16 protein-coding genes and 4 pseudogenes are annotated in these 22,889 nt (G+C 61.1%); 10 read left to right on the top strand and 10 right to left on the bottom strand.

The window, feature by feature from the left end:
• The first annotated feature begins 41 nt into the window (after positions 1 to 41).
• The 4 genes and pseudogenes from AC6JBC_RS13370 to ppc all read left to right on the top strand — a co-directional run bounded on the left by AC6JBC_RS13370 (position 42) and on the right by ppc (position 4,877).
• Positions 42 to 752: a CoA transferase subunit A gene (locus tag AC6JBC_RS13370; RefSeq protein WP_449470439.1), complete on the top strand. Its 711-nt coding sequence runs from the start codon at positions 42 to 44 to the stop codon at positions 750 to 752.
• Positions 752 to 1,417, top strand: a complete 666-nt coding sequence (locus AC6JBC_RS13365) for a CoA transferase subunit B (RefSeq protein WP_449470440.1) — start codon at positions 752 to 754, stop codon at positions 1,415 to 1,417. The genes AC6JBC_RS13370 and AC6JBC_RS13365 overlap by 1 nt, the downstream gene beginning before the upstream one ends.
• Positions 1,414 to 1,984 (top strand): annotated as a pseudogene (locus tag AC6JBC_RS13360) (PEP/pyruvate-binding domain-containing protein); the annotation flags it as partial. The gene AC6JBC_RS13365 and the pseudogene AC6JBC_RS13360, both read left to right, overlap by 4 nt.
• 196 nt (positions 1,985 to 2,180) lie before the next feature.
• A complete protein-coding gene (gene ppc, locus AC6JBC_RS13355; RefSeq protein ID WP_449470441.1) occupies positions 2,181 to 4,877 on the top strand; it encodes a phosphoenolpyruvate carboxylase in 2,697 nt (898 codons plus the stop codon).
• Positions 4,878 to 5,435: 558 nt separating this feature from the next.
• Here ppc and AC6JBC_RS13350 read toward each other — a convergent pair.
• A pseudogene (locus AC6JBC_RS13350) lies at positions 5,436 to 5,639 on the bottom strand (transposase domain-containing protein); the annotation flags it as partial.
• 309 nt (positions 5,640 to 5,948) lie between these two features.
• On the opposite strand from AC6JBC_RS13350, the gene AC6JBC_RS13345 reads away from it, so the two are divergent.
• Both AC6JBC_RS13345 and AC6JBC_RS13340 read left to right on the top strand, forming a co-directional pair.
• The gene (locus tag AC6JBC_RS13345) at positions 5,949 to 6,131 is read left to right on the top strand and encodes a hypothetical protein (protein ID WP_087576147.1); all 183 of its coding nucleotides are present in this window, start codon (positions 5,949 to 5,951) and stop codon (positions 6,129 to 6,131) included.
• Entirely contained in the window at positions 6,118 to 8,187 is a 2,070-nt protein-coding gene (locus AC6JBC_RS13340; protein WP_498023829.1) for a recombinase family protein, read from the top strand. Before AC6JBC_RS13345 ends, AC6JBC_RS13340 begins: the two co-directional genes overlap by 14 nt.
• On the opposite strand, the pseudogene tnpC reads toward AC6JBC_RS13340, so the two are convergent.
• The 9 genes and pseudogenes from tnpC to AC6JBC_RS13295 form a co-directional block, all read right to left on the bottom strand.
• Positions 8,158 to 9,540 (bottom strand): annotated as a pseudogene (gene tnpC / locus AC6JBC_RS13335) (IS66 family transposase); the annotation flags it as partial. The gene AC6JBC_RS13340 and the pseudogene tnpC overlap by 30 nt on opposite strands.
• 31 nt (positions 9,541 to 9,571) lie before the next feature.
• Positions 9,572 to 9,928 (bottom strand): IS66 family insertion sequence element accessory protein TnpB, encoded by a 357-nt coding sequence (gene tnpB / locus AC6JBC_RS13330; RefSeq protein ID WP_449470443.1) that lies wholly within the window; start codon positions 9,926 to 9,928, stop codon positions 9,572 to 9,574.
• Positions 9,925 to 10,278, bottom strand: a complete 354-nt coding sequence (locus tag AC6JBC_RS13325) for a transposase (RefSeq protein WP_460989613.1) — start codon at positions 10,276 to 10,278, stop codon at positions 9,925 to 9,927. Before AC6JBC_RS13325 ends, tnpB begins: the two co-directional genes overlap by 4 nt.
• 215 nt (positions 10,279 to 10,493) lie before the next feature.
• Positions 10,494 to 11,459: a biotin synthase BioB gene (gene bioB / locus AC6JBC_RS13320; protein WP_449470446.1), complete on the bottom strand. Its 966-nt coding sequence runs from the start codon at positions 11,457 to 11,459 to the stop codon at positions 10,494 to 10,496.
• Positions 11,456 to 12,236, bottom strand: a pseudogene (locus tag AC6JBC_RS13315) (HpcH/HpaI aldolase/citrate lyase family protein). The gene bioB and the pseudogene AC6JBC_RS13315 overlap by 4 nt, the downstream one beginning before the upstream one ends.
• Complete coding sequence (locus AC6JBC_RS13310) at positions 12,233 to 12,685, bottom strand: MaoC family dehydratase (protein WP_449470448.1); 453 nt, start codon at positions 12,683 to 12,685, stop codon at positions 12,233 to 12,235. Before AC6JBC_RS13310 ends, AC6JBC_RS13315 begins: the two are co-directional and overlap by 4 nt.
• Positions 12,685 to 14,529, bottom strand: coding sequence for an acetyl/propionyl/methylcrotonyl-CoA carboxylase subunit alpha (locus tag AC6JBC_RS13305; RefSeq protein WP_449470450.1), 1,845 nt, complete (start codon positions 14,527 to 14,529; stop codon positions 12,685 to 12,687). Before AC6JBC_RS13305 ends, AC6JBC_RS13310 begins: the two co-directional genes overlap by 1 nt.
• Positions 14,530 to 14,534: 5 nt before the next feature.
• Positions 14,535 to 16,136 (bottom strand): carboxyl transferase domain-containing protein, encoded by a 1,602-nt coding sequence (locus AC6JBC_RS13300; RefSeq protein ID WP_449470451.1) that lies wholly within the window; start codon positions 16,134 to 16,136, stop codon positions 14,535 to 14,537.
• Positions 16,133 to 17,281, bottom strand: a complete 1,149-nt coding sequence (locus AC6JBC_RS13295) for an isovaleryl-CoA dehydrogenase (RefSeq protein ID WP_449470452.1) — start codon at positions 17,279 to 17,281, stop codon at positions 16,133 to 16,135. Before AC6JBC_RS13295 ends, AC6JBC_RS13300 begins: the two co-directional genes overlap by 4 nt.
• Before the next feature lie 137 nt (positions 17,282 to 17,418).
• On the opposite strand from AC6JBC_RS13295, the gene AC6JBC_RS13290 reads away from it, so the two are divergent.
• From AC6JBC_RS13290 to AC6JBC_RS13275, 4 genes are all read left to right on the top strand, one after another.
• Positions 17,419 to 18,291 (top strand): LysR family transcriptional regulator, encoded by an 873-nt coding sequence (locus tag AC6JBC_RS13290; protein WP_449470454.1) that lies wholly within the window; start codon positions 17,419 to 17,421, stop codon positions 18,289 to 18,291.
• Between the two features lie 692 nt (positions 18,292 to 18,983).
• A complete protein-coding gene (locus tag AC6JBC_RS13285; RefSeq protein WP_449470455.1) occupies positions 18,984 to 20,294 on the top strand; it encodes a family 1 glycosylhydrolase in 1,311 nt (436 codons plus the stop codon).
• Between the two features lie 371 nt (positions 20,295 to 20,665).
• Entirely contained in the window at positions 20,666 to 21,910 is a 1,245-nt protein-coding gene (locus AC6JBC_RS13280) for an alpha/beta hydrolase (RefSeq protein ID WP_449470457.1), read from the top strand.
• A 58-nt stretch (positions 21,911 to 21,968) separates the two neighbouring features.
• Positions 21,969 to 22,886: an alpha/beta hydrolase gene (locus AC6JBC_RS13275; RefSeq protein WP_449470459.1), complete on the top strand. Its 918-nt coding sequence runs from the start codon at positions 21,969 to 21,971 to the stop codon at positions 22,884 to 22,886.
• Positions 22,887 to 22,889 lie beyond the last annotated feature (3 nt).

The raw sequence follows: 22,889 nt of genomic DNA, 5'->3' as shown, positions 1-22,889 counted from the left end.
ATCTCTCGCGTCAAAAAGAAATTCGACTCGAGGAGATAGCAATGGTCAAGAAGCTCTACCCCGATGCTGCGTCTGCGTTGGAGGGCCTTCTCTTCGACGGCATGCATCTTTGTGCAGGCGGCTTTGGACTTTGCGGAATTCCCGAGCGGCTGATCGACGCGATCCGTGATTCGGGGGTCAAAGACCTCACCATCGCCTCCAACAACGCCGGGATCGACGGCGAAGGATTGGGCAAGCTGCTGCGCACGCGGCAGGTCAAGAAGATGATCTCCTCCTATGTCGGCGAGAATAAGGAATTTGAGAGGCAATATCTGAGCGGCGAGTTGGAGGTGGAGTTCTGCCCCCAGGGCACGCTGGCCGAGCGCTGCCGCGCTGGCGGCGCTGGCATTCCGGGTTTCTACACCAAGACGGGCGTCGGCACGGCGGTGGCCGAGGGCAAGGAAGTCAAGAATTTCGACGGGCAGGATTATATCCTGGAACGCGGGATCTTTGCCGATGTCTCCATCATCAAGGGCTGGAAGGCGGACGAGAGCGGCAACCTGATCTTCCGCAAGACCGCGCGCAACTTCAACCAGCCGATGGCGACGGCCGCCAAGATCTGCGTTGCCGAAGTCGAGGAAGTGGTGCCGGTCGGCAGCCTCGACCCCGACGCGATCCACCTGCCCGGTATCTATGTGAAGCGCATGATCGTCGGCGCGCCTTACGATAAAAAGATCGAATTCCGCACCGTTCGCCAGAGGGAGACCGTATAATGGCCCAAGAAACCAAAGGCTGGACTCGTGACGAGATGGCTGCGCGGGCGGCCGAGGAACTGAAGGACGGTTTCTACGTCAATTTGGGCATCGGCATCCCGACGCTGGTGGCGAACCATATTCCCGCTGGCGTGGAAGTCACGCTTCAGGCGGAAAACGGCATGCTGGGCATCGGGCCTTTCCCTTATGAGGGTGAGGAGGATGCGGACCTGATCAACGCTGGCAAGCAGACGATCAGCGAGCTGCCGAACTCGGTCTATTTCTCCAGCGCCGACAGCTTTGCGATGATCCGTGGCGGGCATATTGACCTGACCGTGCTGGGCGCGATGGAGGTTGCCGAGAATGGCGACATCGCCAACTGGATGATCCCCGGCAAGATGATCAAGGGCATGGGCGGCGCGATGGATCTGGTCGCGGGCGTCAAGAAGATCATCGTCGTCATGGAGCATACGTCCAAGGACGGCGCGCCCAAGTTCATTCCGGCCTGCACCCTGCCGCTGACCGGCAAGAATGTGGTCGACATGATCGTCACCGACCTCGCCGTATTCCAGCGTCCCGACCATGACAGCCCTTTCCGGCTGCTCGAGGTCGCGCCGGGCGTGACGGCGGAGGAAATCGCAGCGAAGACCACAGCTCATTACGTATGTAGGGTACGGCCAACATGAGCACCACCGCGGCGCGTTATGTTTCTCGCTTTGGGGCCGGCGTGGATGACGGCGGCAAGGGTGACAAGAACCTCGTTGGTGGCAAGGGCACCAATCTCGACGGCATGCGGGCGATCGGCCTGCCGGTGCCTCCGGGCTTCACCATCACGATCGAAATGCGGACCCGCTATTATCAGGATGGGAGCGTCCTCCCGGAAAGCCCGAGTGCGGATGTTGCCAACGGCATCGCCCGTATTGAAGGCGTAACCGGCAAGAATTACCGCAACGCGGCCGATCCGCTGCTCGTCTCCGTCCGCTCGTGCGCGCGCACTTCCATGCCAACATGATGGACACCGTCCTCAACCTTGGCCTCAAAGACGAAACCGCTCTCGGGCTCGCCGCCGCGTCAGGTGACGAGCGTTTTTTCCCCTTGGGCAGCGATCACCGTTTCATCGAGATGTACTCCGACGTGGTGCTTGGGCTGTGCCATGGCGCGCTGGAGGAAGCCTTCGAAATCACGAAGGAAGATCATGGATACACGCTCGACACTCGAAGACCGCCCACGTTTGGAAGGAGCTCGTCACTGAATAAAAAGACCTTGTTTCACGATCTCGCCTCGATCGCGTTCCGCGAGCAGACTGTCCTCGATTATGTCTCGGTGTCGCCCTATCGCGCTCCGATTGTTCGTCGGGCCGTTGCGCAAGCGGCGGTTAGCAAAAAGATAGCCAATAAAATCGCCTCCCTTCGGAGATCGACTTTTCCGCTGAAGCCGAGGATTTAATAAATGACGCCTCATTCAGTTCCAGCATTGCCGATCTCGCAAAACCCTGATGTCCGGTATCTCGGCCGGCTGTTGGGTGATGTTATCCGGGCTTATGGCGGGGAAAAACTTTACCAGCAGATCGAATATATCCGTTCGGCCTCGGTCGACCGCGCGCGCGGTATCCATGGGGCGGATGTGGTGGACAGCGGAGTGGGGGCGCTGAGCCTCGACAACACTCTGTCCTTCGTGCGCGGCTTCATGCTGTTTTCGATGCTCGCCAATCTGGCGGAGGATCGGCAGGGCGTTGCGGCTGAACCGGGGGCCGATGTGGCCTCTGCCGTGGAAAAGCTCGAGTCACACGGCATCGACCGGGGCGCGATCCTGGACCTGCTCTCTCGCGCCCTAGTTGTGCCGGTGCTGACCGCCCACCCGACCGAGGTGCGGCGCAAGAGCATGATTGACCACAAGAACCGCATCGCTGAGCTCATGCTGCTAAAGGATGCGGGCCGCAGTGACACCGATGACGGTGAAACTCTGGATGAGGCTATCTTCCGCCAGATCGCTTTGCTGTGGCAGACACGTCCGTTGCGCCGGGAAAAGCTGTTCGTCGCGGACGAGATCGATAATGTCCTCGCCTATTTGCTGGATGTGTTCCTGCCGACCTTGCCCGCCCTTTATGCGCGGTGGGAGCGGTTGCTGGGAGCCCGCCCACACAGCTTCTTACGCGTGGGCACCTGGATCGGCGGAGACCGCGACGGTAATCCCTTCGTGCAGGCGCCGCAACTGCGCCTCGCCCTCGCCAAGGGCTGCGATGGTGCACTTGGCTATTATCTGGAGGCGCTTCACGCGTTGGGTGCCGAACTTTCCCTATCGACCGAATTGGCCCATGTGTCGCAGGCCCTGCTCGGTCTAGCCGCGGCCAGTGGCGACCCGTCACCGAGTCGACAGGACGAACCCTATCGCCGCGCCATCTCCGGCATTTATGCTCGGCTAGCCGCCACCTATTGCGTGCTCGTGGGAAAGCCCCCTTCCCGCCCCTCGCCTCTAAACGCGAAGGCTTATGCCGCCCCCGCCGATCTGCGCAGTGACCTTATCATCGTGGCGCAGGGTCTGGCGAGCGCAGGAGACGGGGCGCTGCCCACCGGCGGTGCGCTCGACCGCCTGATCCGTGCGGTCGAGACCTTCGGCTTCCACCTTGCCGCGCTCGACCTCCGGCAGAATAGCGACGTTCATGAGAGGGTCGTCGCCGAACTGCTGAAGGTTGCAGGGGTCGAGCCGGACTATGCTGCGCTCGACGAACATGCGCGCATGGCATTGTTGCGCCGCGAACTGGCGAGCAATCGGCCGCTCGGCACGAATTCCTCGGAATATTCGGAGCAAACCGCATCCGAGCTCGCCATCGTGCACGCCGCCGCCGACGCCCATCGCGCCTACGGCCCGCAATGCATTACCCACTATATCATCTCCAAGGCGGAGAGCGTTTCGGATCTGCTGGAAGTCAACATCCTCCTCAAAGAAGCGGGCCTCTGGCGCGCCGGAGCAGATGGCGCGCCGCCGCAGGCCGCGATCATGGCAGTGCCGCTGTTTGAAACCATCGCCGACCTTGAAGCTGCGCCAAAGATCATGAGCGCTTATTTCGGCCTGCCCGAAATTGCGGGCTTGGCGCAGGAACGCGGTCATCAGGAAGTGATGATCGGCTATTCCGACAGCAACAAAGATGGCGGCTACATCACCTCGACCTGGGGGCTGTATCAGGCGAGCCGCGCGCTGGCCCCGGTCTTTGCGCAAGCGAGAACCGCCATGCAGCTTTTCCACGGGCGCGGCGGAGCGGTGGGACGGGGCGGCGGCTCTTCCTTCGCGGCGATTCAGGCGCAGCCCAAGGGGACAGTGCGGGGCCGAATCCGCATTACCGAACAGGGCGAAGTGATCGCCGCCAAATTCGGCTCGCGCGATGTAGCCACAAGCAATCTCGAAGCGATGACCAGTGCCACTCTGCTCGCCAGTCTCGAGCCGGAAGCCATTTCAGACCGCGACGCGGCGCGTTTTGCCAACGCCATGGACGAGCTGTCGAAGACTGCTTTCGCCGCTTATCGGAACCTTGTTTACGGGACTGCAGGGTTCAAGGAGTTTTTCCGCCAATTGACCCCGATCCAAGAGATTTCCGGCCTCAAGATCGGCTCGCGCCCGGCCAGCCGTACGAAGAGCACGCGGATCGAGGATCTGCGCGCCATTCCTTGGGTGTTCAGCTGGGCACAGGCGCGGGTGATGCTGCCCGGCTGGTATGGCGTGGGTCATGCGCTAGCCGCATTCGAGGACAAGGTGCTGCTGGCCGACATGTCGCAGCACTGGTCCTTCATGCAATCGGCGCTCGCTAACCTGGAGATGGTGCTGGCGAAATCCGATATGGGTATCGCCGCGCACTACTTGTCGTTGATCGAGGATCAGGCGCGAGGCACGGCGATCTTCGATCGTATCCGTAAGGGGTGGGACATGACGCATGACGGCCTACTCACCGCAACGCGTCAGTCGCGCCTGTTGGAAAAGAACCCTAAGCTCGACAGCTCGATCCGCCTTCGTCTGCCCTACATCGAGCCCCTTAATTCGCTTCAGGTCGAACTGATGAGGCGCCACCGCACCGGTGAGGATGATCCGCGCATCAAAGAAGCCCTCGAACTGTCGATCAACGCCATCGCCACAGCTCTGCGCAACAGTGGCTAAACCGCACCCGCTTGAGGTGGCGGATATACTCCGCCGCCGCCGCTGTGCCACACCGTGAGTGGCCGCCTGGCAGCGTGATGTTGATCCAAGCGGCGGATAACTATGGCTCTCCTTGCGCAAGCCGACTGCATCGCCGTCGTGCTCTCATGATCAGGGCCGTGGGGAATAGCGCTCGCTCATGGCGCCGCCGGTGGGCCGCAGTCGTATCGCGCGCTGAACTGGGCCTCGACCATTTCGAGGGGCGCTCTTGGACCGGACTATCCACACGCACTCATGACAGTTGCCTGTGCCTTTCTGCAGACGACAAGGCCGCTCAGATGGAGCAGAAAAAGAGAGTCTGAGGGCCACCGCCACAACCGGGCCGCCAGCTGTCCGCCAGGTCATCATTGAGCGCATGTCACGACCGCCGCTGAGCCCTTGCCCACATTGTCGGGGGAAATTTCATAGCTATGCAGCCCACGCTTCAGCCAAAGTAATTGCTGGACATTCAGTCGCTGAATGCGTGCAATCACGTTCGGTGAGAGCGAAAGCTACGCTGATTAACCGTAACCGGTGTTCTCAGGCCACGGCGGTCCATGGCATGAGTTCGCCGACGGCGCTGGCCGGATGACCCGCAGCCAGCTTACCGAGCGTTTCGGTCAGCCAGGTGTGCGGATTGATACCGGATATCTTGCAGTTCTCGATGAGCGTGGCGATGACCGCCCAGTTGTCGCCGCCTTCATCGGAGCCGGCGAACAGGGCATTCTTCCGATTGAGCACCATCTCGCAGACATTCTGCCCATGTCGGGCACGACGTTGTCGTCTGGTATCGGTGGCATCCCTATTTCGAGCGCACGGTTCGGTGCGAGTATACCGAGGAACGGGCGAACGGCAGAGTCGCCCACATTGTGGTGAGCCCCGGCGAAGTCATCGTAGTTCCGGCTTGGATGTTGGATCGCGAGGTGTGCGATGCGTTCAGCTTGGGTAGCCCTCAGGTTGCCGTAGATGCGTTGACCGATCTCCATAGCCTCTTGATCGACGCGGACCTTCGTAATGCCCTGCTGAGCGGTTTGAACGCTCAGGAGGTAAACGATGAAGACCTTGCCCCCACCAACGCGGCTGCCGGCGCTGCGCCAGTTGATCATGCCGCTCGACACCAGAAGCCTGGACGGTCTGACGAGAGCCCAGCGCGTCGTCGTGGTGGCAAGCCTAGCCAAGTTGTTGATGGCGGCCGCAGGCGTCTCGGACGAGGAGACGACCAATGACGGGCGGTAATCTCCTTCCGATGGCCCTGCTGAGGCGCAAGGCAGTTGTTTACGTCAGGCAGTCGACGCCCCAGCAGGTCAACGGGAACCTGGAGAGTCAGCGTCGCCAGTATGAACTCGTCGATGTTGCGCGCCGCTGGGGATTTCGTGATGTCGAGGTGATCGATGAGGATCTTGGACGCAGCGCGAGCGGTGCAGTGGATCGCCCCGGCTTTGAGCGTCTGGTGGAGGATCTGTGCACGGGTCGCGTCGGCGCCGTATTGTGCCTTGAGGCCTCTCGCCTTTCCCGCAACGGACCCGACTGGCACCGGCTTCTCGAGCTTTGCGGCCAGGTCGATGCTCGTGTCATCGACATCGATGGGGTCTACGATCCGGCCAAGCCGAACGACCGGCTGCTGCTCGGCATGAAGGGCAGTATCAGCGAGTTCGAGCTTTCTGTAATCCGTGCCCGTATGTACGAAGCTGCACGGCAAAAGGCTCAGCGCGGCGAACTGCGCATCAGCGTTCCGATCGGCTACATCTGGCATCGCGACTACGGTCTGAGTTTTGACCCCGACATTCGAGTTCAGGAGGCCATCAGGCACATATTCGCGCGGTTCCGCGAGATAGGTAGCGCCCGCCAGGTGCTCATCGCGCTGACCGCCGAAGGTATGCATTTCCCGCGCCCATCGGACGGCAAGATGATGGTCTCCTTTGATTGGGTTCCGATCCGTTATCGCAATGTAATTAGCGTGCTCAAGAACCCGTTCTACGCCGGTGCCTACGCCTATGGCAAAACCGAGAAGCGCACCCAGATCGTCGATGGTCGAGTGCGCAAGAGCTATGGGCATCGCAAGTCGTACGACGATTGGGGCATCATGCTCAGGGAGCATCATGACAGCTATGTCAGCTGGGATGAGTTTGAGCGGAACCAAAGGGTCCTGGCGACCAACGCCTACGGCAAGGCCGGCGGCATAAAGTCCGGCCGCGGTGGCAAGGCTTTCCTCGCAGGCATGCTCACTTGTGGTCATTGTGGCCGCCGCCTGTGCGTCGTTTATGTCGGCCGCCGCATCGGCTATCATATCTACCGCTGCGACCGCTCGAACCTCATGCTGGCCCGGCCCCGATGCATGACCACCAATGGCGCTCGAACGGATGTGGCAGTTATGGAGGAACTGCTGCGCGCCGTGGAGCCCTTGGCGATCGACGCGGCATTGGAGGCAGAGCGTATGCATCTTGAAGGCGAAGCGCAGAGGCGACAGCTGGTCGAGCTGGATTTGCAGCAAGCCCGCTATGAAGCCTCGCTTGCTGAGCGACGCTATGCCGCCTGCGATCCCGATAACCGGTTGATCGCCGCTCAGCTGGAGAAAAGCTGGGAAGCGACGCTGCGCCGTGTCGAGGCCTGCGAGGTGCGGCTTAACGAACGACAAGTGCGCGATGACGCCGCCCTGCCGAATTTCGCCGGCTTGGCTCACGATCTCAAAGCGGCGTGGAATGCCCCCGATGTCGATATGCGGTTCCGGCAAAGGTTGTTGCGCGCGCTGGTGAAGGATATCGTCGCCACCGTCGAAAACGATGGGCAGGAAATCGAGCTTACCATTCACTGGCAAGGCGGGCAGCATTCCCAGGTTCGCATCCGCAAACCCAAGACCGGGGAACATACCAAGAGCACGCCCGAAGAAGCGATGGCAATCATTCGATCGATGGCGACGCGCTGGTCCGATGCCGATGTCGCCGCCACCCTCAACCGTATGGGCATGCGAACGGGTCAGGGCAAGACATGGACTGGGCATCGCGTCAGCTCGCTGCGCCGTGTGCATAAGATTGAAGGCTATCGTTCCGCCGGAACCACGGGTGGTGAATGGCTCACCATGTCGGAGGCGGCAGCCAAGTTCGGCGTCACAAACCACAAAATCCGCCGTGTCGTCGAAGCTGGCTTGCTCCCGACCGAGCAGGTTATGCCCGGCGCGCCGCATCAAATCCGCGCCGCGGACCTCGAAAAGCCCGAAATCCAAGCCGCGATCTCGCGAAAAGGCCCGTGTCGTACTCAGGATGAAAACCAAAAATCCCTGTTTTCCGCCATTTGAAGAGGAGCAGCACAATGAATCAGGCATCGCGAGGGGTCGGATTGAGCGTTCGACGGTGTTGCTATCGAGATCGATGCGGCCATCATCGAGGAAGCGGGAGAGGCCATCCCAACGGGTGAGCGCGTATCGGATTGCCTCGCCGAGCTTGCTCTTGGCGCTTACCTGGCGGTTCCGCGCACCGAGGTATTGGTGGAGGTCATCGACGATGATGCGACTGCGTCCACTGCGGATCAACCGGCGCTGTTCGGCAGGCAGCCCTCGTACCTCGTCCTCAATGGCATAGAGCTGGGCGATCCGGCGCAGCACTTCGGTGGCGACTGGCGAGCTGTCGGCCAGTTCGTAGAATTTGCGGCGCACATGGGCCCAGCAAAAGGCGAGGTGGATCTGGTTGCGCCGCCGGGCGAGCGCGGCGTAGCCACCATAGCCATCGACCTGCAGGATGCCGACGAAGTCGCCCAGGTGCGTTTCCGCCCGCTCGCTCTTGCGATCGGCAGCATAGACATAGGCAACCATCGGCGGATCATCGCCGCTCCACGGGCGATCATCGCAAGCATAGGCCCATAATTGCCCGGTTTTGGTCCGCCCTCGACCGGGATCAAGCACTGGTGCGGTGGTCTCGTCGGCGAACAGCCGCTCGGATCGCCGCAATCGCTCCAGGATATGGTCGCGCAGTGGGCGCAGGTACCAAGCCGCCCGTCCCACCCAGTCGGCCAGCGTCGAGCGATCAAGCTGGATGCCTTGGCGGGCGTAAATCTGTGCCTGTCGGTACAACGGCAGGTGATCAGCGTACTTGGCGACCAGCACCTGCGCGATCAGCGCTTCGGTAGGAATGCCGCCCTCGACGATCCGTGCCGGCGCCGGGGCCTGCACAATGGCACTCTCGCACGAACGGCAGCCGTAGCGCGGACGGCGCGTGACGAGCACGCGAAAGGTGGTGGGCACGACATCGAGACGCTCGGCCACATCCTCGCCGATCTGGTGGAGTGAACCCTCGCAGCAAGGGCAAACCTTGTCCTCGAGATCGACAACCTGTTCGATCCGTTCGAGATGGGAAGGCAGTGATCCGCGGTTGGTCTTGCGCGGCCGATCCGCCGGTGTCCGCTTCGCCTTGTCGCGGGCCTGCTCGGCCTGAGCTAATGCTGTCTCGACTTCTTCCAGGGAGAGCTCGAACTGGTCGGGATCGAGCTGTTCGGAACGGCGGCCGAAACGGTGGCGTTGCAAGGCATCGATGATGGCCTTCAGGCGCTCGACCTCGGCCTGGAAAACCTTGAGAGCATCAAGCTCGCGGGCCTGTTCGAGGACGAGCGCACGGAGCGCTTCGACGTCGTTGGGAAGGTCCGCTTCCATAAGCATGAGGGCAGTGAATCAGCAGACGAAAGCCCCGTCAACCGGCAATCTGCGGAGCAATCGGGCGCCGCCCGCCATGCACTCGGCGCCAGTCCAGACCTTCCAGCAGAGCGCCCAGTTGCGCCGCCGTAAGACGCATCACGCCGTCCTGGATGCCGGGCCACTTGAAACCGCCGGACTCCAGCCTCTTGGCCATCAGGCACAGGCCGGTGCCGTCCCACCAGACCAGCTTGATCCGGTCGGCGCGCTTCGCCCGGAACACGTAGATCACGCCCGAATAAGGATCACCGCCGTACTCAGCACCAACCAGCGCCGCAAGCGAATCTGCACCCTTGCGAAAATCTACCGGGCGCGTCGCCACCATCACCCGCGTACCAGGCCCTATCCCGATCATCGATCACCATCAATTCCTGGGCCCTGCAGAGCTTGGATAACGGCTACCACCAGATCGGTCCGGGCCGCTTGCCCGATCCGGACAACGGCACCACTGACCTCGACCTCTACAACCCCATCGTGCGAACCCGGCGGCGATGTCTCGCCAACCACGGGCACGAACATCGGCTCGTGACGGGGCGGAATCTTGCTGGCCTCTACCGCGTAACGCAGCTCCCGCCGCCATGTGTATAGCAGCGCAGTGCTGACATCCCGCTCGCGTGCAAAGGCAGCGACATTGTCGCAACGCTCCATCTCCGCAACCAGCGCCAGCTTCTGCTCCAGCGTCCAGGCACGCCGTCGTCCGGCCATCCCGCTGAGAACTTCAACCCGTCGAACTGGCTTCGGAGCCACTCCAGTGTGGGTGTCCAATGCGGTCGTAAGGATGGCGTCGTCCATCCTCGCATCTCTGCCTGAGCCACCAAATCAGACAAGGTGGCGCCAGAACACCGGTTACGATTAACCAATGCGAGCCGCGCTCCCTGAACGTGGAATTACGACCTTGATAGGGTGCCGTATCCGTCCACTCACCCTTTCATCGCGGTCAGTCCGAGCTTCGAAAGCAGCGCACTATCCTTGTCATCCCCGGCGTTAGCGGCCGTCAGCAGCTTGTCGCCAGTAAAGATGCTGTTCGCGCCCGCCATGAAGCAGAGCGCCTGACAGGCTTCGCTCATGCTCTCACGGCCCGCCGAGAGCCGCACCATCGAATGCGGCATAACGATCCGCGCCACGGCGACCGTTCGGACGAATTCCACCTCATCGATCTTGGCGAGCGGCGTGTCCTTCAGCATGTCGCCCAGCACGGTTCCGGCCACCGGCACCAGCGCGTTGATCGGCACGCTCTCAGGATGCGGCATCGTGCCGAGCGCATGCAGGAAACCGATACGGTCCGAGCGCGTCTCGCCCATGCCGACGATCCCGCCGCAGCAGACGTTGATCCCTGCGTCGCGGACATTCTCCAGCGTCTCGATCCGGTCCTCGAAGGTTCGGGTCGTGATGACGTTGGCGTAATTTTCCGGCGAGGTGTCGATATTGTGGTTGTAATAGTCGAGCCCGGCATCGGCGAGCTGCTTCGCCTGATCCGACGACAGCATGCCCAGCGTCATGCAGGTTTCGATGCCCATCTGGCGCACGCCCTTCACCATCTCGATGAGCTTGGGCATGTCCCGTTCCTTGGGGTTGCGCCATGCGGCACCCATGCAGAAACGGCCCGAACCATGGTCCTTCGCCTGCGCCGCCGCCTGCAGCACGGCCTGCACATCCATCAGCTTGGTGGCCTTGAGCCAGCTTTCCGCTTCGGTTGACTGGCTGCAATAGCCGCAATCCTCCGGGCAACCGCCGGTTTTGATCGACAGCAGCGTAGACAGCTGCACCTCATTGCGCGGGAAGTTCGCGCGATGGATCGACTGCGCCTCAAACATCAGGTCGTTGAAGGGCAGGTCGAACAGTGCGGCGATCTCGTCGCGGGTCCAGTCGGTGCGGCATTCATTCATTTGTCGACGCCCGCCCGCGCCAATATCTTGCGTGCTTGCAAAAATTTGGAGCATCAATCATTTTTCCTTCCAACATAAGCACACCCGCATTTGGCGCTTGATGAAAGGCTGCCACGATCGCGCGTGCCTGTTCAATCTGCGCTGCAGTCGGCGTGAAGGCGGCATTGATAATCGGAACCTGCAAAGGATGGAGCGCCATCATCCCTGTAAAGCCGTCATGAGCCGCGCGAGCGGCATAGGTGGCCAGACCTGCTTCATCCTTGACCGTGGGATAAACGGCCTCGATCGCGGCTATCCCGGCAGCATGCGCGGCAAAAAGAGACACAGCCCTCACCATCTCGTAAGGAGCGGTAGGAACCATTTGGATGGCGGCTACCAACAGCGCCGATAGGTGCGGGCAGGTTCTCAGCACCCCAGGTCAGACCAACAAAATGCTGCCGGACCGCGCCATAGCTGCTGAGTTGAAAGACCGCCGCAGGCGTCTCGGAAGCAATCGGCAATATTGCTGCAACCGGGAGCATCTCCTATCTTGTCGATCAACGCAGTAACACTTGGCGCTGCTTCCGCCTTTGGCAGAGATCCCGTCAGGACGCCCAGGCAGCACGGCGCGAGATCGGTATCGGTCAAGTCGTTGATCGAAGTGCGACCCACTTCCTTCTTTGCTGGCGCGACAAAATCCTCCAGATCGAGGATCAGCGCATCGGCGCCGCTCGAGGCAGCCTTCGCGAAACGCTCGGGCCGATCGGCAGGGACGAAGAGCAGCGAGCGTAGGTTCAAGCCTCGCTGCCTTTGATCAACGTCATGCGCAAGCACTGACATACGACCTCGTCGCGCTGGTTGATCAAGCGATGTGCGAAAGTGACTATGCCTGCGCCCGGACGCGACTTGCTGGGCTTGAGGTCCGTCACCTCGGTTTCCGCGCGCAGCGTATCGCCGATGAATACGGGCTTGGGCATCAGCAGCTTGTCATAGCCGAGATTGGCGACAAGCGTGCCGAGCGTGGTGTCGCCGACCGACAGGCCGATCATCAGCGCGAATGTGAAGGTGCCGTTGACGAGGATCTGCCCGAACTCGCTCGCCTTCGCGGCTTCCAGGTCGATGTGCAGCGGCTGCGGATTGTGCGTCATCGTGGAAAATAGAAGATTATCCGTCTCCGTCACCGTGCGCCGGATTTCGTGGCGCAGCGTCTCGCCAACCGACCATTGGTTGAAGAACTTGCCCGCCATCAGGCCCCCTCCCCCTTCTCGATCTTCACCAGCAACGTCCCTTCGCTTACCTGTCCGCCCTCGCGAACATTGAGTTGTGCGACGGTGCCGTCAAACGGCGCGGTCAGGCTATGCTCCATCTTCATGGCCTCCAGCGTCAGCAGCTTCTGTCCCTTGGTGACGGCTTCACCCGCCGCCACGGCAACGGCAATGACGCGGCCCGGCATGGGCGAAAGGATCGCACCGTCCGACGCATCCGCGCCCGCAGCGCCAGCCGCGCGCCACGGCGTGAGACACCATACCTGGCCGCCCTGCGCCACCAGCACATCGTCCGCGCCCTCGCCGCCTTGGCGCGGATCATAGCTGATCGTCACCGCCTCCCCATCGAGCAGGAAGGTGCCTTCGCTCCGCACCGGCGCATTGAGGCGAAAGCCCGCCAAACCTCCGCCCCGCGTCAGGCTAGCTGCGGCATCCGCCAGCGCGTCATCGCTTGGCCGGGCGGGCGGCATCAGCGCTTCGCCTTCGCGGCCGATCAGTCCCGTATCGAGCCGCGCGGCGATGAAATCGGGATGCTCCAACGCTTTCACCAAAAAGCCTGCATTGGTCTTGAGCGGCCAGACTGCGCTTTCATCGAGGGCCTGCGTCAGGGCCGAGCGGGCGGCGTCCCGAGTGGGGCCATGAGCGATGACCTTGGCGATCATCGGGTCATAGAAAGGCGATATTTCCGCACCCTGCTCGACGCCGGTATCGATGCGGACACTCTCATCGCCCAACTCAAACGTATCGAGCCTGCCGATCGATGGCAGAAAGCCCTTGGCCGGGTCTTCGGCATAAAGGCGCGCTTCCATCGCCCAGCCGTTGATCGACAGTTCATCCTGGCTCTTCGGCAGCTTTTCGCCCGAAGCGACACGTAATTGCCATTCGACCAGGTCCTGCCCGGTGATCTCTTCGGTCACGGGATGCTCGACCTGCAGCCGGGTGTTCATCTCCATGAACCAGATGCGGTCGGCCTTTAGCCCTTCCGATCCATCGGCGATGAATTCGATCGTGCCTGCGCCGACATAATCGACCGCCCTTGCCGCGTTGACCGCCGCCCGGCAGACCGCAGCGCGCGTCTCCGCATCCATCCCGGGCGCGGGCGCTTCCTCGATCACCTTCTGGTGACGGCGCTGGAGCGAACAGTCGCGCTCGAACAGATGGACGACATTGCCATGGCTGTCGCCAAACACCTGCACCTCGATATGGCGCGGGTTGGTAACCCATTTTTCCAGCAGCACCTGGTCATTGCCAAAGCTCGACGCTGCTTCGCGCTGGCAGGAGAGCAGCGCGTCGGCAAAGTCGGCAGCGCTATCGACCTTGCGCATTCCCTTGCCGCCGCCGCCAGCAACCGCCTTTATGAGGACAGGATAACCGATCGCGTCGGCCTCCGACTTCAAGCGCTCCGGTGATTGGTCATCGCCCAGATAGCCGGGCGTGGTAGGCACGCCCGCTTGGCTCATCAGCCTTTTGGCTGCGTCCTTCAGGCCCATGGCCGTGATGGAGGAGGGATTGGGACCGACCCAGATCAGGCCAGCGTCTGTGACGGCCTGCGCGAACTCGGCATTTTCCGAAAGAAAGCCGTAGCCGGGATGGACCGCCTGCGCGCCGGTCTGCTTGGCTGCGGCTATGATCTTGTCGCCTAGCAGATAGGACTCGCGCACCGGCGACGGCCCGATATGCACCGCCTCGTCAGCTGAGCGGACGTGCAGCGCCTGCGCATCAGCATCGGAGTAAACCGCGACGGTGCGGATGCCCAGACGCCGGGCGGTTCGAATGATCCGACAAGCGATTTCGCCACGATTGGCAATGAGGAGAGATTGGATCATGGCCCTCACATCCTGAAGATGCCGAACTCTGGCCGGTCGGCGATCGGCGCGTTCAGCGTTGCAGCGAAGGCGAGGCCTAGCACGTCGCGGGTTTGCGCCGGGTCGATGATGCCATCATCCCACAGGCGCGCGGTGGCATAATAGGGGTTGCCTTCATGCTCATATTTTTCGCGGATCGGCACCTTGAAGGCTTCGGCATCTTCGGGCGACCACTTGGCCGCATCACGATGGACGGTGGCGAGGACCGACGCAGCTTGTTCGCCGCCCATCACCGAAATCCGGGCATTGGGCCAGGTGAACAGGAAGCGCGGCTGGTAGGCGCGACCGCACATGCCATAATTACCCGCGCCAAAGCTGCCGCCAATCAGCACGGTGACCTTGGGCACCTGCGCCGTCGCCACCGCCGTCACCAGCTTCGCGCCATTTTTGGCGATGCCTTCCGCCTCATATTTGCCGCCGACCATGAAACCGGAGATGTTCTGGAGGAACAACAGCGGAATACGCCGCTGGCAGGCCAGTTCGATGAAATGCGCGCCCTTGACCGCGCTTTCGCTGAACAGCACGCCGTTATTCGCCAAAATTGCGACCGGCATGCCCCAAATGTGCGCGAAGCCACAGACGAGCGTGGTGCCGTAAAGCGCCTTGAACTCATGGAACTCGCTGCCGTCCACGATGCGCGCGATCACCTCGCGCACATCATAGGGCGCGCGAACATCCTGGGGGATGACGCCATAGAGATCGCGCGGATCAAATTTGGGCGGCTTCACATCGCGCAAATTGACGTCCGGCTTCAGGTCCGGCTGAAGCGTCGAGACGATATCCCGCACGATGCTGAGCGCATGATCGTCATTCTCCGCGACATGATCGACCACGCCGGACTTGCGGCCATGTAGGTCGCCGCCGCCCAGATCCTCAGCCGAAATGACCTCCCCCGTCGCAGCCTGTACCAGCGGCGGACCGGCGAGGAAAATCGTCCCCTGATTACGCACGATCACCGTCTCGTCCGACATGGCGGGCACATAAGCGCCGCCCGCCGTGCAGCTTCCCATGACACAGGCGATCTGCGGAATGCCGCGCGCGGACAGGTTCGCCTGATTGTAGAAAATGCGGCCGAAATGCTCTTTGTCGGGAAATACTTCCGCCTGATTGGGCAGGTTCGCGCCGCCGCTGTCGACCAGATAGACGCAGGGCAGACGGTTTTCGAGTGCGATCTCCTGCGCGCGCAGATGCTTCTTGACACTGATCGGGTAATAGGTCCCGCCCTTCACCGTCGCATCGTTACACAGAATCATCACCTGGCGGCCGGACACCCGGCCAATGCCCGCGATGACGCCCGCGCCGGGCACCTCGTCATGATAGAGCCCGTTCGCGGCGAGCTGGCCCACTTCCAGGAACGGCGAACCGGGATCAAGCAGCCGCTCGACCCGGTCGCGGGGCAGCAGCTTGCCGCGTGCCGTGTGCTTGGCGCGCGCGCGCTCCGATCCCCCCTGCGCGGCGACGGCGACCTTCTCGCGCAACGCCTCAGCCAGGGCGTGATTATGCACAGCATTGGCGCGAAACTCATCGCTCTCCCGCGATAGCTTGGTTTCCAGAACCGGCGCACTCATGCCCCGATCAGCTCCCGGCCAATCAGCATGCGACGGATCTCATTGGTGCCCGCGCCGATGTCCAACAGCTTGGCGTCACGCATGTAACGCTCGACCGGCCAGTCCTTGGAATAGCCCGCCCCGCCTAGTGCCTGCACCGCCTCCAGCGCGGTCTTCATCGCATTTTCCGACGCTAGCAGGATGGCCCCCGCCGCATCGAAACGCGTGGTCTTGCCCGCGTCGCACGCCTTAGCTACCGCATAGACATAGGCGCGCGCGCTGTTGAGCGCGACATACATGTCGGCGATCTTCGCCTGCATCAGTTGAAACGCCCCGATCGGCTTGCCGAACTGCTTGCGCTCCCGGACATAGGGCAGCACCACGTCAAGGCAGGCTTGCATGATGCCGAGCTGGATACCCGACAGCACCGTGCGCTCATAGTCGAGGCCCGACATCAGCACACCGACGCCGCCGTTCAGCGGGCCCATGATATTGTCTTCCGGCACCTCGCAATCCTCGAACACCAGTTCCGATGTCGGAGAGCCGCGCATGCCGACTTTCGCGATCTTCTGCCCGATCGAAAAGCCCTTCATCCCCTTTTCAACGATGAAGGTGGTGATGCCCTTTGATCCTTCACCGGTCTTGGCATAAACCACCAGCGTATCCGCATAGGCCGCATTGGTGATCCAGAATTTCGTGCCGTTAAGGACATAACGGTCGCCCTTCTTCTCGGCCTTGAGCTTCATCGCCACGACGTCGGACCCGGCGCCCGCCTCCGACATGGCGAGGCTACCGACATGCTCGCCAGAGATTAGCTTCGGCAGATATTTCGCCTTCTGCGCTTCATTGCCCCAGCGCCGCAACTGGTTGACGCAAAGGTTGGAGTGCGCACCATAGGAAAGGCCGATCGAGGCCGATGCGCGGGCCACTTCTTCCTGTGCGACGACATGCTCCAGATAACCAAGACCAAGGCCGCCAAATTCCTCCTCAACGGTGATGCCGTGCAGGCCAAGATCGCCCATCGCGGTCCATAATTCGTCGCGGGGGAACCAGTCCTTTTCGTCGATCTCGGCTGCCAACGGAGCAATCTTGTCGGCGGAAAAACGCGCCGCGCTCTCCCGGATCATGTCGGCATTGTCGCCAAGCGCGAAGTCGAAATCGGTCATGGAAGCTCTCCTGTCGATCCGCATTCTAGCGCGCCGCATCCTTAAGGGAAAATTGAACTTTCCCTAACAATATCATTGATAATATCTATACACATGCTTCAGTCGCAAGTGCCGCATGCACCTAGCCGGGATAATTTATGCTCGACCGCTATCTTCTGCGCTATTTCCTGGCCGTCGTCGACCACGGCAATTTTTCACGCGCGGCAGGCCATTGCAATGTGTCGCAGCCGACGCTTTCCATCGGCATCGCCAAGCTGGAGCGGACGCTGGGCATTGCTTTGTTCGTGCGCTCGAATCAGCGAGTGGAACTGACCAGCGGCGGCACCCGCTTTCTGGCTCATGCGCGGCGGATAGAGCGCGAGTTCAACCTGGCGATGCAATCCATGGACATGGCCGAGGCGCTGCCCGCCCTGCGCCTCGGCATCCTTTCCAGCATAGCGGGCGATATCATCGCCGCATCGGTGGCGCGGACACGTCCGGAACGGCAGCACAGGTTTGAACTGCTGTTCGGCACCGAACGGGAACTGAACGGTCACCTCGCCAAGGGGCGTATCGACATGGCGCTCACTTTGGTCGATCGCGGCGGCGACCGCTTTCTCGAGCAACCCATCTTTACCGAAGGCTATGGATTGGCGCTGTCGGCGGAACATCCGCTCGCCGGGCTAACTGAAATCAGTGCGGATCAGCTAGCGAATGACGTGATGATCGTGCGCCGCCATTGCGAGGCGTTATCCGATACTAGTCGCTTTTTCACGGAACGTGGCGTTCGACCGCATTTCGCTCTGCGATCGACTAATGACGAGCGGGTCATACAAATGGTCCGCGCGGGCTTAGGCATTACCGTGATGCCCAAGAGCTACCGTGCGGACGGCGTGGTGCGGCCTAAACTCACCGGATTTGACATGACGCGTACTTTGGGCTGGGCGGCGGCACAGGACGCGGAAGCCATGCTCTGCGAACCGCCACCGCTGCTCCGGGAGATCGGAAGTCAGCTTGTGGATGGAAACTAGGACATAAGGCCCATAGCTGAACGGTTCGCGCTCTACCGCGGTGTAGATGCCCGCACATGCGTCTTTAGCGTTTAGCCCAATCACGTGTCGGAAACGCAATATGGAATTTATTTTCCATAGATGATGTTGACAACATATAAGTGCCATTTATTAAAAGGCTAATCCTATAGGTTTGCCGGAGATTGATCGATCCCAGCCAGCAGGTAGTCCTTGTAAACACACCGATATTGCGCACCGTGGGCTATGGTTCGCTCGTTTGTCGATGACGGCGTAGTCATCAAGGAGGGTAGTGGTGATAAGAACCTGTTCGTAAAGAAATAGGTAGGGCCAACTTTGGCGCCGCGGCATGCCCAGACACTCCAGCAGCCGGGCGATCAATCAAATCAGGCGATGGTCGGCGGGCCTCAACGAAGTAGGCTCTTTGTATGGATCCGAAGAAAATGTCGGAACTTCCCGCCTTGGTGGCGCGGAAACGGCATGCGCGCGGGTAAGCAACCTAATGTAAGTTAATGCACGCTGCCGCGCTATAAAGGCCGTGGAAGGCAGAAGAGGTGCTCGGAGAATCCAGGATTGGGCACTCCGATTGAGGCAGCTCTTCGATCATGTGGGGTGCAGGCATGATTTTCGACAGTTTGTTAGCTGCCAAATTGACGGCGGGTGACCCGTAGTTCTGTTGTGGAGGTTTATTGAACATGACGACGATCGATCGACGCCAAGCGCTTGGGTTCGCTACCGGCGCCGCTGCCACGCTCGCCGTGCCAGCGGGTGCCCGGCGGGTCAGCAATGGCCGTTTTTTGTGGGGCGCCGCCACCGCCGGCTATCAGATCGAAGGAAACGCACCCGCGACCGACATCTGGCTGCTGGAACATATGACGCCGACCATCTTCGCCGAACCATCGGGCGATGCCGACGACAGCCTGCATCGCTGGCGCGAGGATATGGCCATTGCAAAGGCAATCGGCCTCAACTGCTATCGCTTCTCTGTCGAATGGTCGCGGATCGAACCGGACAAGGGTCAGTTCAGCATCGCCTATCTCGATTTCTATAAGGAGATGATCGACCATTGCCGCGAACTGGAGCTAGCTCCGGTCGTCACCTTCAATCACTTCACCACACCGCGCTGGTTTGCTGCCTCGGGCGGATGGACTCAGACCGACGCGGCAGCACTGTTCGGGCGCTATTGCGATCGTGTGGCCCGGGCGATGGCAGATGGCATCAGCCATGCCGTGACGCTGAACGAACCCAACCTCTCGCTTGGAGGAAACCTGTCGGCGTTGCAATTGGGTGGCGCTTCCCGGGCCAAGATGCAGGCGATGATCGCGGCGGCTGCCAAGGCCAGCGGATCGGATCGGTTCGATGTTCTCAACTTCGGCGATCCAGAGCCGATGATGCCCGGGGTGATCGCAGGTCACAAGACGGCCCGCGCGGCGATCAAGGCGGTGCGCGGCGATTTGCCGGTGGGCCTTAGCCTCGCCATCACCGACGATGTCGGCGTGGGACCGGGCAATCTGCTCAAGCGCAAACGCCAGATCGTCTACGAACCATTTTTCGCGCTGGCGCGGGACGATGATTTCATCGGCGTGCAGACCTATGGGCGGCAATATATCGGTAAGGACGGCCCGGTAGATGTTCCCGCCGACATGCCAAAGCGCCCCAACGGCAAGGAATGGTTCCCCACCGCGATCGGCAACACCATACGCTACGCGCATCAGGCCACGGGTAAGCCCGTGCTGATCACCGAAAACGGCATCGACGCCAGCGATGATGCCGAAAGGCAGAAGTTCATTCCGGAGGCGATCGCCTCGGTCGAGGCGGCGATGCGCGACGGCGTGCCGGTCGAAGGCTATATCCACTGGTCGCTCCTCGACAATTTCGAGTGGATGCTCGGCTACGGGCCGAAATATGGACTCGTTGCGGTCGATCGCACTACCTTCAAACGCACACCCAAGCCCAGCGCCGCCCTATTCGGCCGGATTGCCAGGGCGGGCGGCATGGCTGCGTGACAGCCTCCGTCTCCTGGCAGCCTCAACCGTCGGCAAGAAGCTGACGCCCTGCTCCAGGCAGTCGCACATGGATCAATCTGATCTATCGAAATTTATTTTCCTGGTTTATATTGTATGGAATAGGATATCCATTTATGAGCCTATCTATTCCAAAGTTGGCGCAGAATAGTGTTGAGCCTATGGATTTAGATCCTGAAACGAAGCCTTCGGTACGATCGGAGCCAACGTGACCTTCAAATTCTGAAGCGGTTCCAAATGTTAGACCGAAGATCGCGAACGTTACCGCTCGCGGCCTTCATGGTTTTAACCGAGCCGGTTACTCCGCCAGCATGAAGACCGCCTTTTTAACGAAGTCCCAAAGGGGAGCGGCTTTGAGGAAGATTGACAGGTCCTACGCCATTTCGGCTCCGCAAGGCTGGTTTTCAGTTGCCGGGATGTGGCTGGCGATTGGCATCGTCGCTGTGACGGTTGCCTACACAGTGCTGACACAGACCCTCGCCATCATTCCGGTGGATGCTGTTGGCTGGTTGCTGCAAACCCGAGACTCGCAGGCTGCCATATTGCTGCTTTCGGCGGTCCGGGACCAGTTTGGCCTGTGGAACATAGCCATTGCGGTCGCTGCCTGCTTAATCGCGTTCACCGCCGCTTCTCGCTCGGCGACATATCGAGGGACCTGGCGAATATTGTTTCGCCTCTCCGCGATCGGCCTTCTGGCATGCATCATAACTGCGCTGTGGCTGATATCCGCCGTGGCGGATTCGGGTGCATCGACGTCGCCATTGCGGTCCATGTTTCCTTACCCCAGCGCAGACGATCGCCCGGGTCGGACAGTGATCTATGGGCGGCCTGACGGGGTCGCCTTGGCGGCTGATCTCTACCTTCCATCGCACAAATTGCCGGGCCCAAAACCGGTTGTAGTTAGAATCCACGGAGGTGGCTTCGTATTGGGGAAGAGGGGGGCGAACGCACATACTCAATATCTGGTCGATCAGGGTTTCGCGGTGATGGATATCGACTACCGGCTCGCCACCCCGACATTTCACACCTGGGACAAGGCGGTCGGCGACGTCGGGTGCGCCCTTACGTGGATCGCGATTGAAGGGCGTTCGGTCGGCCTTGATCCAGATCGGGTCGTGACCCTGGGCGATTCCGCAGGAGGCAACCTCGCCATCAACGCAGCTTACATGATCGCCAATGGAACGATGACGCCGACCTGTAACAGTTCCGCCGATCTTCCCAAGGTGCGCGCCGTCATCGCCCATTTCCCTGCGGTTGATATGATCCACGGAGCAACCGATACGGCGCTGGGCCGATTGGTTGGTCAATATTATGTCGGCGGCACCCCTCGCCAATTTCCCGATCGCTATCGCGCGATCGATTCCGATTCTCATCTCTCCGCTCGCGCTCCACCGACCCTGATCTTCCAGGGCAATCGCGACCACCTCGTTCTGGCGGGACCCGTGAGAGCGTTCGCCCGTCGTGCCGAACGGGTCGGTGTTGAAATTCGCTATGTCGAATATCCCACGCTCGAACATGGGTGGGGAAACTCGAACTATCCCACGCAAGCGAGCGGCGAGATCATGGTCGCTTGGTTGCGGACCAGGTTTGGGAAATAAAGGCCCGTCGAATGCGGCGCCGTCACCCCAAGGCGGCACGCGGAGGAATCAGGAGAATATGATGAAATTATTGCATCTCGCGGGCCTGTTGTCGGTTTCGATATTGGCAACGCCCGCCGCAGCTTTGGCCCAGCCTCCATCGGCCGCGACGACAGAACCGCCATCGGTGCGTCTCTACGGCAATGCATTGAAGTGCAGCGCTAAAGCGGAGGTGTGGAACAACTTCGAAGAGGCGGGCCTTGTGGTTCGCAACGTCACATGCCCGACGATGACGCCGGTTCTGCCCGATCCAGACAAGGCGACAGGCGCTGCGGTGATCGTGGCACCGGGCGGTGCGTTCATGGCATTGGCGATCAAGAATGAAGGATGGGACGTGGCCCGCGCGCTGGCCGACCGTGGCATTGCCGCGTTCATTCTCAAATACAGGCTCCTGCCCACGCCCACGGACTTGGCCGAGGCGCGCAGGTTCATATCTCAGAAGGTCGCCGGGATCATCGCCAATCCCTATGACAATGAGGTCGTCAATATCAGCCTCGCCCCTACTGACGGCAAAGCCGCCGTGGCGTGGGTTCGCGCCAACGCCGCGAAGTACGGTATCGACCCTGACCATGTCGGCATGATCGGGTTTTCGGCAGGAGCCATGACCGTTCGCCGGGTGGGCCTCGATGCCGATGCCGCGTCGCGTCCTGCGTTCATCGGGTATGTCTATGGACCGCAAGACGCGGAAGTGGTGCCCGCCGACGCGCCGCCGATGTTCGACGCAATCGCGCTTGACGACAATCTGTTCTCATCCAAGGGTTTCCCGATCGTACAGGCCTATCTGGACGCCAAGCGGCCTGTCGAAATTCACGGATACCAGAAGGGCAATCACGGTTTCGGCCTTGGCGTTCCGGGCACTACCACCACCCTCATGATCGATCAATTCACAGCGTGGCTCCGCATGCAGGGATTCCTCACGCAAAAGGATGCCAAGTGATCC

Source organism: Sphingobium sp. RC1, assembly GCF_059738765.1.
This window is presented reverse-complemented; position numbering and strand designations above follow the sequence as displayed.

What these genes read in the sequence shown, in the direction of transcription:
- AC6JBC_RS13370 (WP_449470439.1), top strand. Translation starts at nt 42, where the DNA reads ATGGTCAAGAAGCTCTACCCCGATGCTGCGTCTGCGTTGGAGGGCCTT.
- AC6JBC_RS13365 (WP_449470440.1), top strand. Translation starts at nt 752, where the DNA reads ATGGCCCAAGAAACCAAAGGCTGGACTCGTGACGAGATGGCTGCGCGG.
- ppc (WP_449470441.1), top strand. Translation starts at nt 2,181, where the DNA reads ATGACGCCTCATTCAGTTCCAGCATTGCCGATCTCGCAAAACCCTGAT.
- AC6JBC_RS13345 (WP_087576147.1), top strand. Translation starts at nt 5,949, where the DNA reads ATGAAGACCTTGCCCCCACCAACGCGGCTGCCGGCGCTGCGCCAGTTG.
- AC6JBC_RS13340 (WP_498023829.1), top strand. Translation starts at nt 6,118, where the DNA reads ATGACGGGCGGTAATCTCCTTCCGATGGCCCTGCTGAGGCGCAAGGCA.
- tnpB (WP_449470443.1), bottom strand. Translation starts at nt 9,928, where the DNA reads ATGATCGGGATAGGGCCTGGTACGCGGGTGATGGTGGCGACGCGCCCG.
- AC6JBC_RS13325 (WP_460989613.1), bottom strand. Translation starts at nt 10,278, where the DNA reads ATGGCCGGACGACGGCGTGCCTGGACGCTGGAGCAGAAGCTGGCGCTG.
- bioB (WP_449470446.1), bottom strand. Translation starts at nt 11,459, where the DNA reads ATGAATGAATGCCGCACCGACTGGACCCGCGACGAGATCGCCGCACTG.
- AC6JBC_RS13310 (WP_449470448.1), bottom strand. Translation starts at nt 12,685, where the DNA reads ATGGCGGGCAAGTTCTTCAACCAATGGTCGGTTGGCGAGACGCTGCGC.
- AC6JBC_RS13305 (WP_449470450.1), bottom strand. Translation starts at nt 14,529, where the DNA reads ATGATCCAATCTCTCCTCATTGCCAATCGTGGCGAAATCGCTTGTCGG.
- AC6JBC_RS13300 (WP_449470451.1), bottom strand. Translation starts at nt 16,136, where the DNA reads ATGAGTGCGCCGGTTCTGGAAACCAAGCTATCGCGGGAGAGCGATGAG.
- AC6JBC_RS13295 (WP_449470452.1), bottom strand. Translation starts at nt 17,281, where the DNA reads ATGACCGATTTCGACTTCGCGCTTGGCGACAATGCCGACATGATCCGG.
- AC6JBC_RS13290 (WP_449470454.1), top strand. Translation starts at nt 17,419, where the DNA reads ATGCTCGACCGCTATCTTCTGCGCTATTTCCTGGCCGTCGTCGACCAC.
- AC6JBC_RS13285 (WP_449470455.1), top strand. Translation starts at nt 18,984, where the DNA reads ATGACGACGATCGATCGACGCCAAGCGCTTGGGTTCGCTACCGGCGCC.
- AC6JBC_RS13275 (WP_449470459.1), top strand. Translation starts at nt 21,969, where the DNA reads ATGATGAAATTATTGCATCTCGCGGGCCTGTTGTCGGTTTCGATATTG.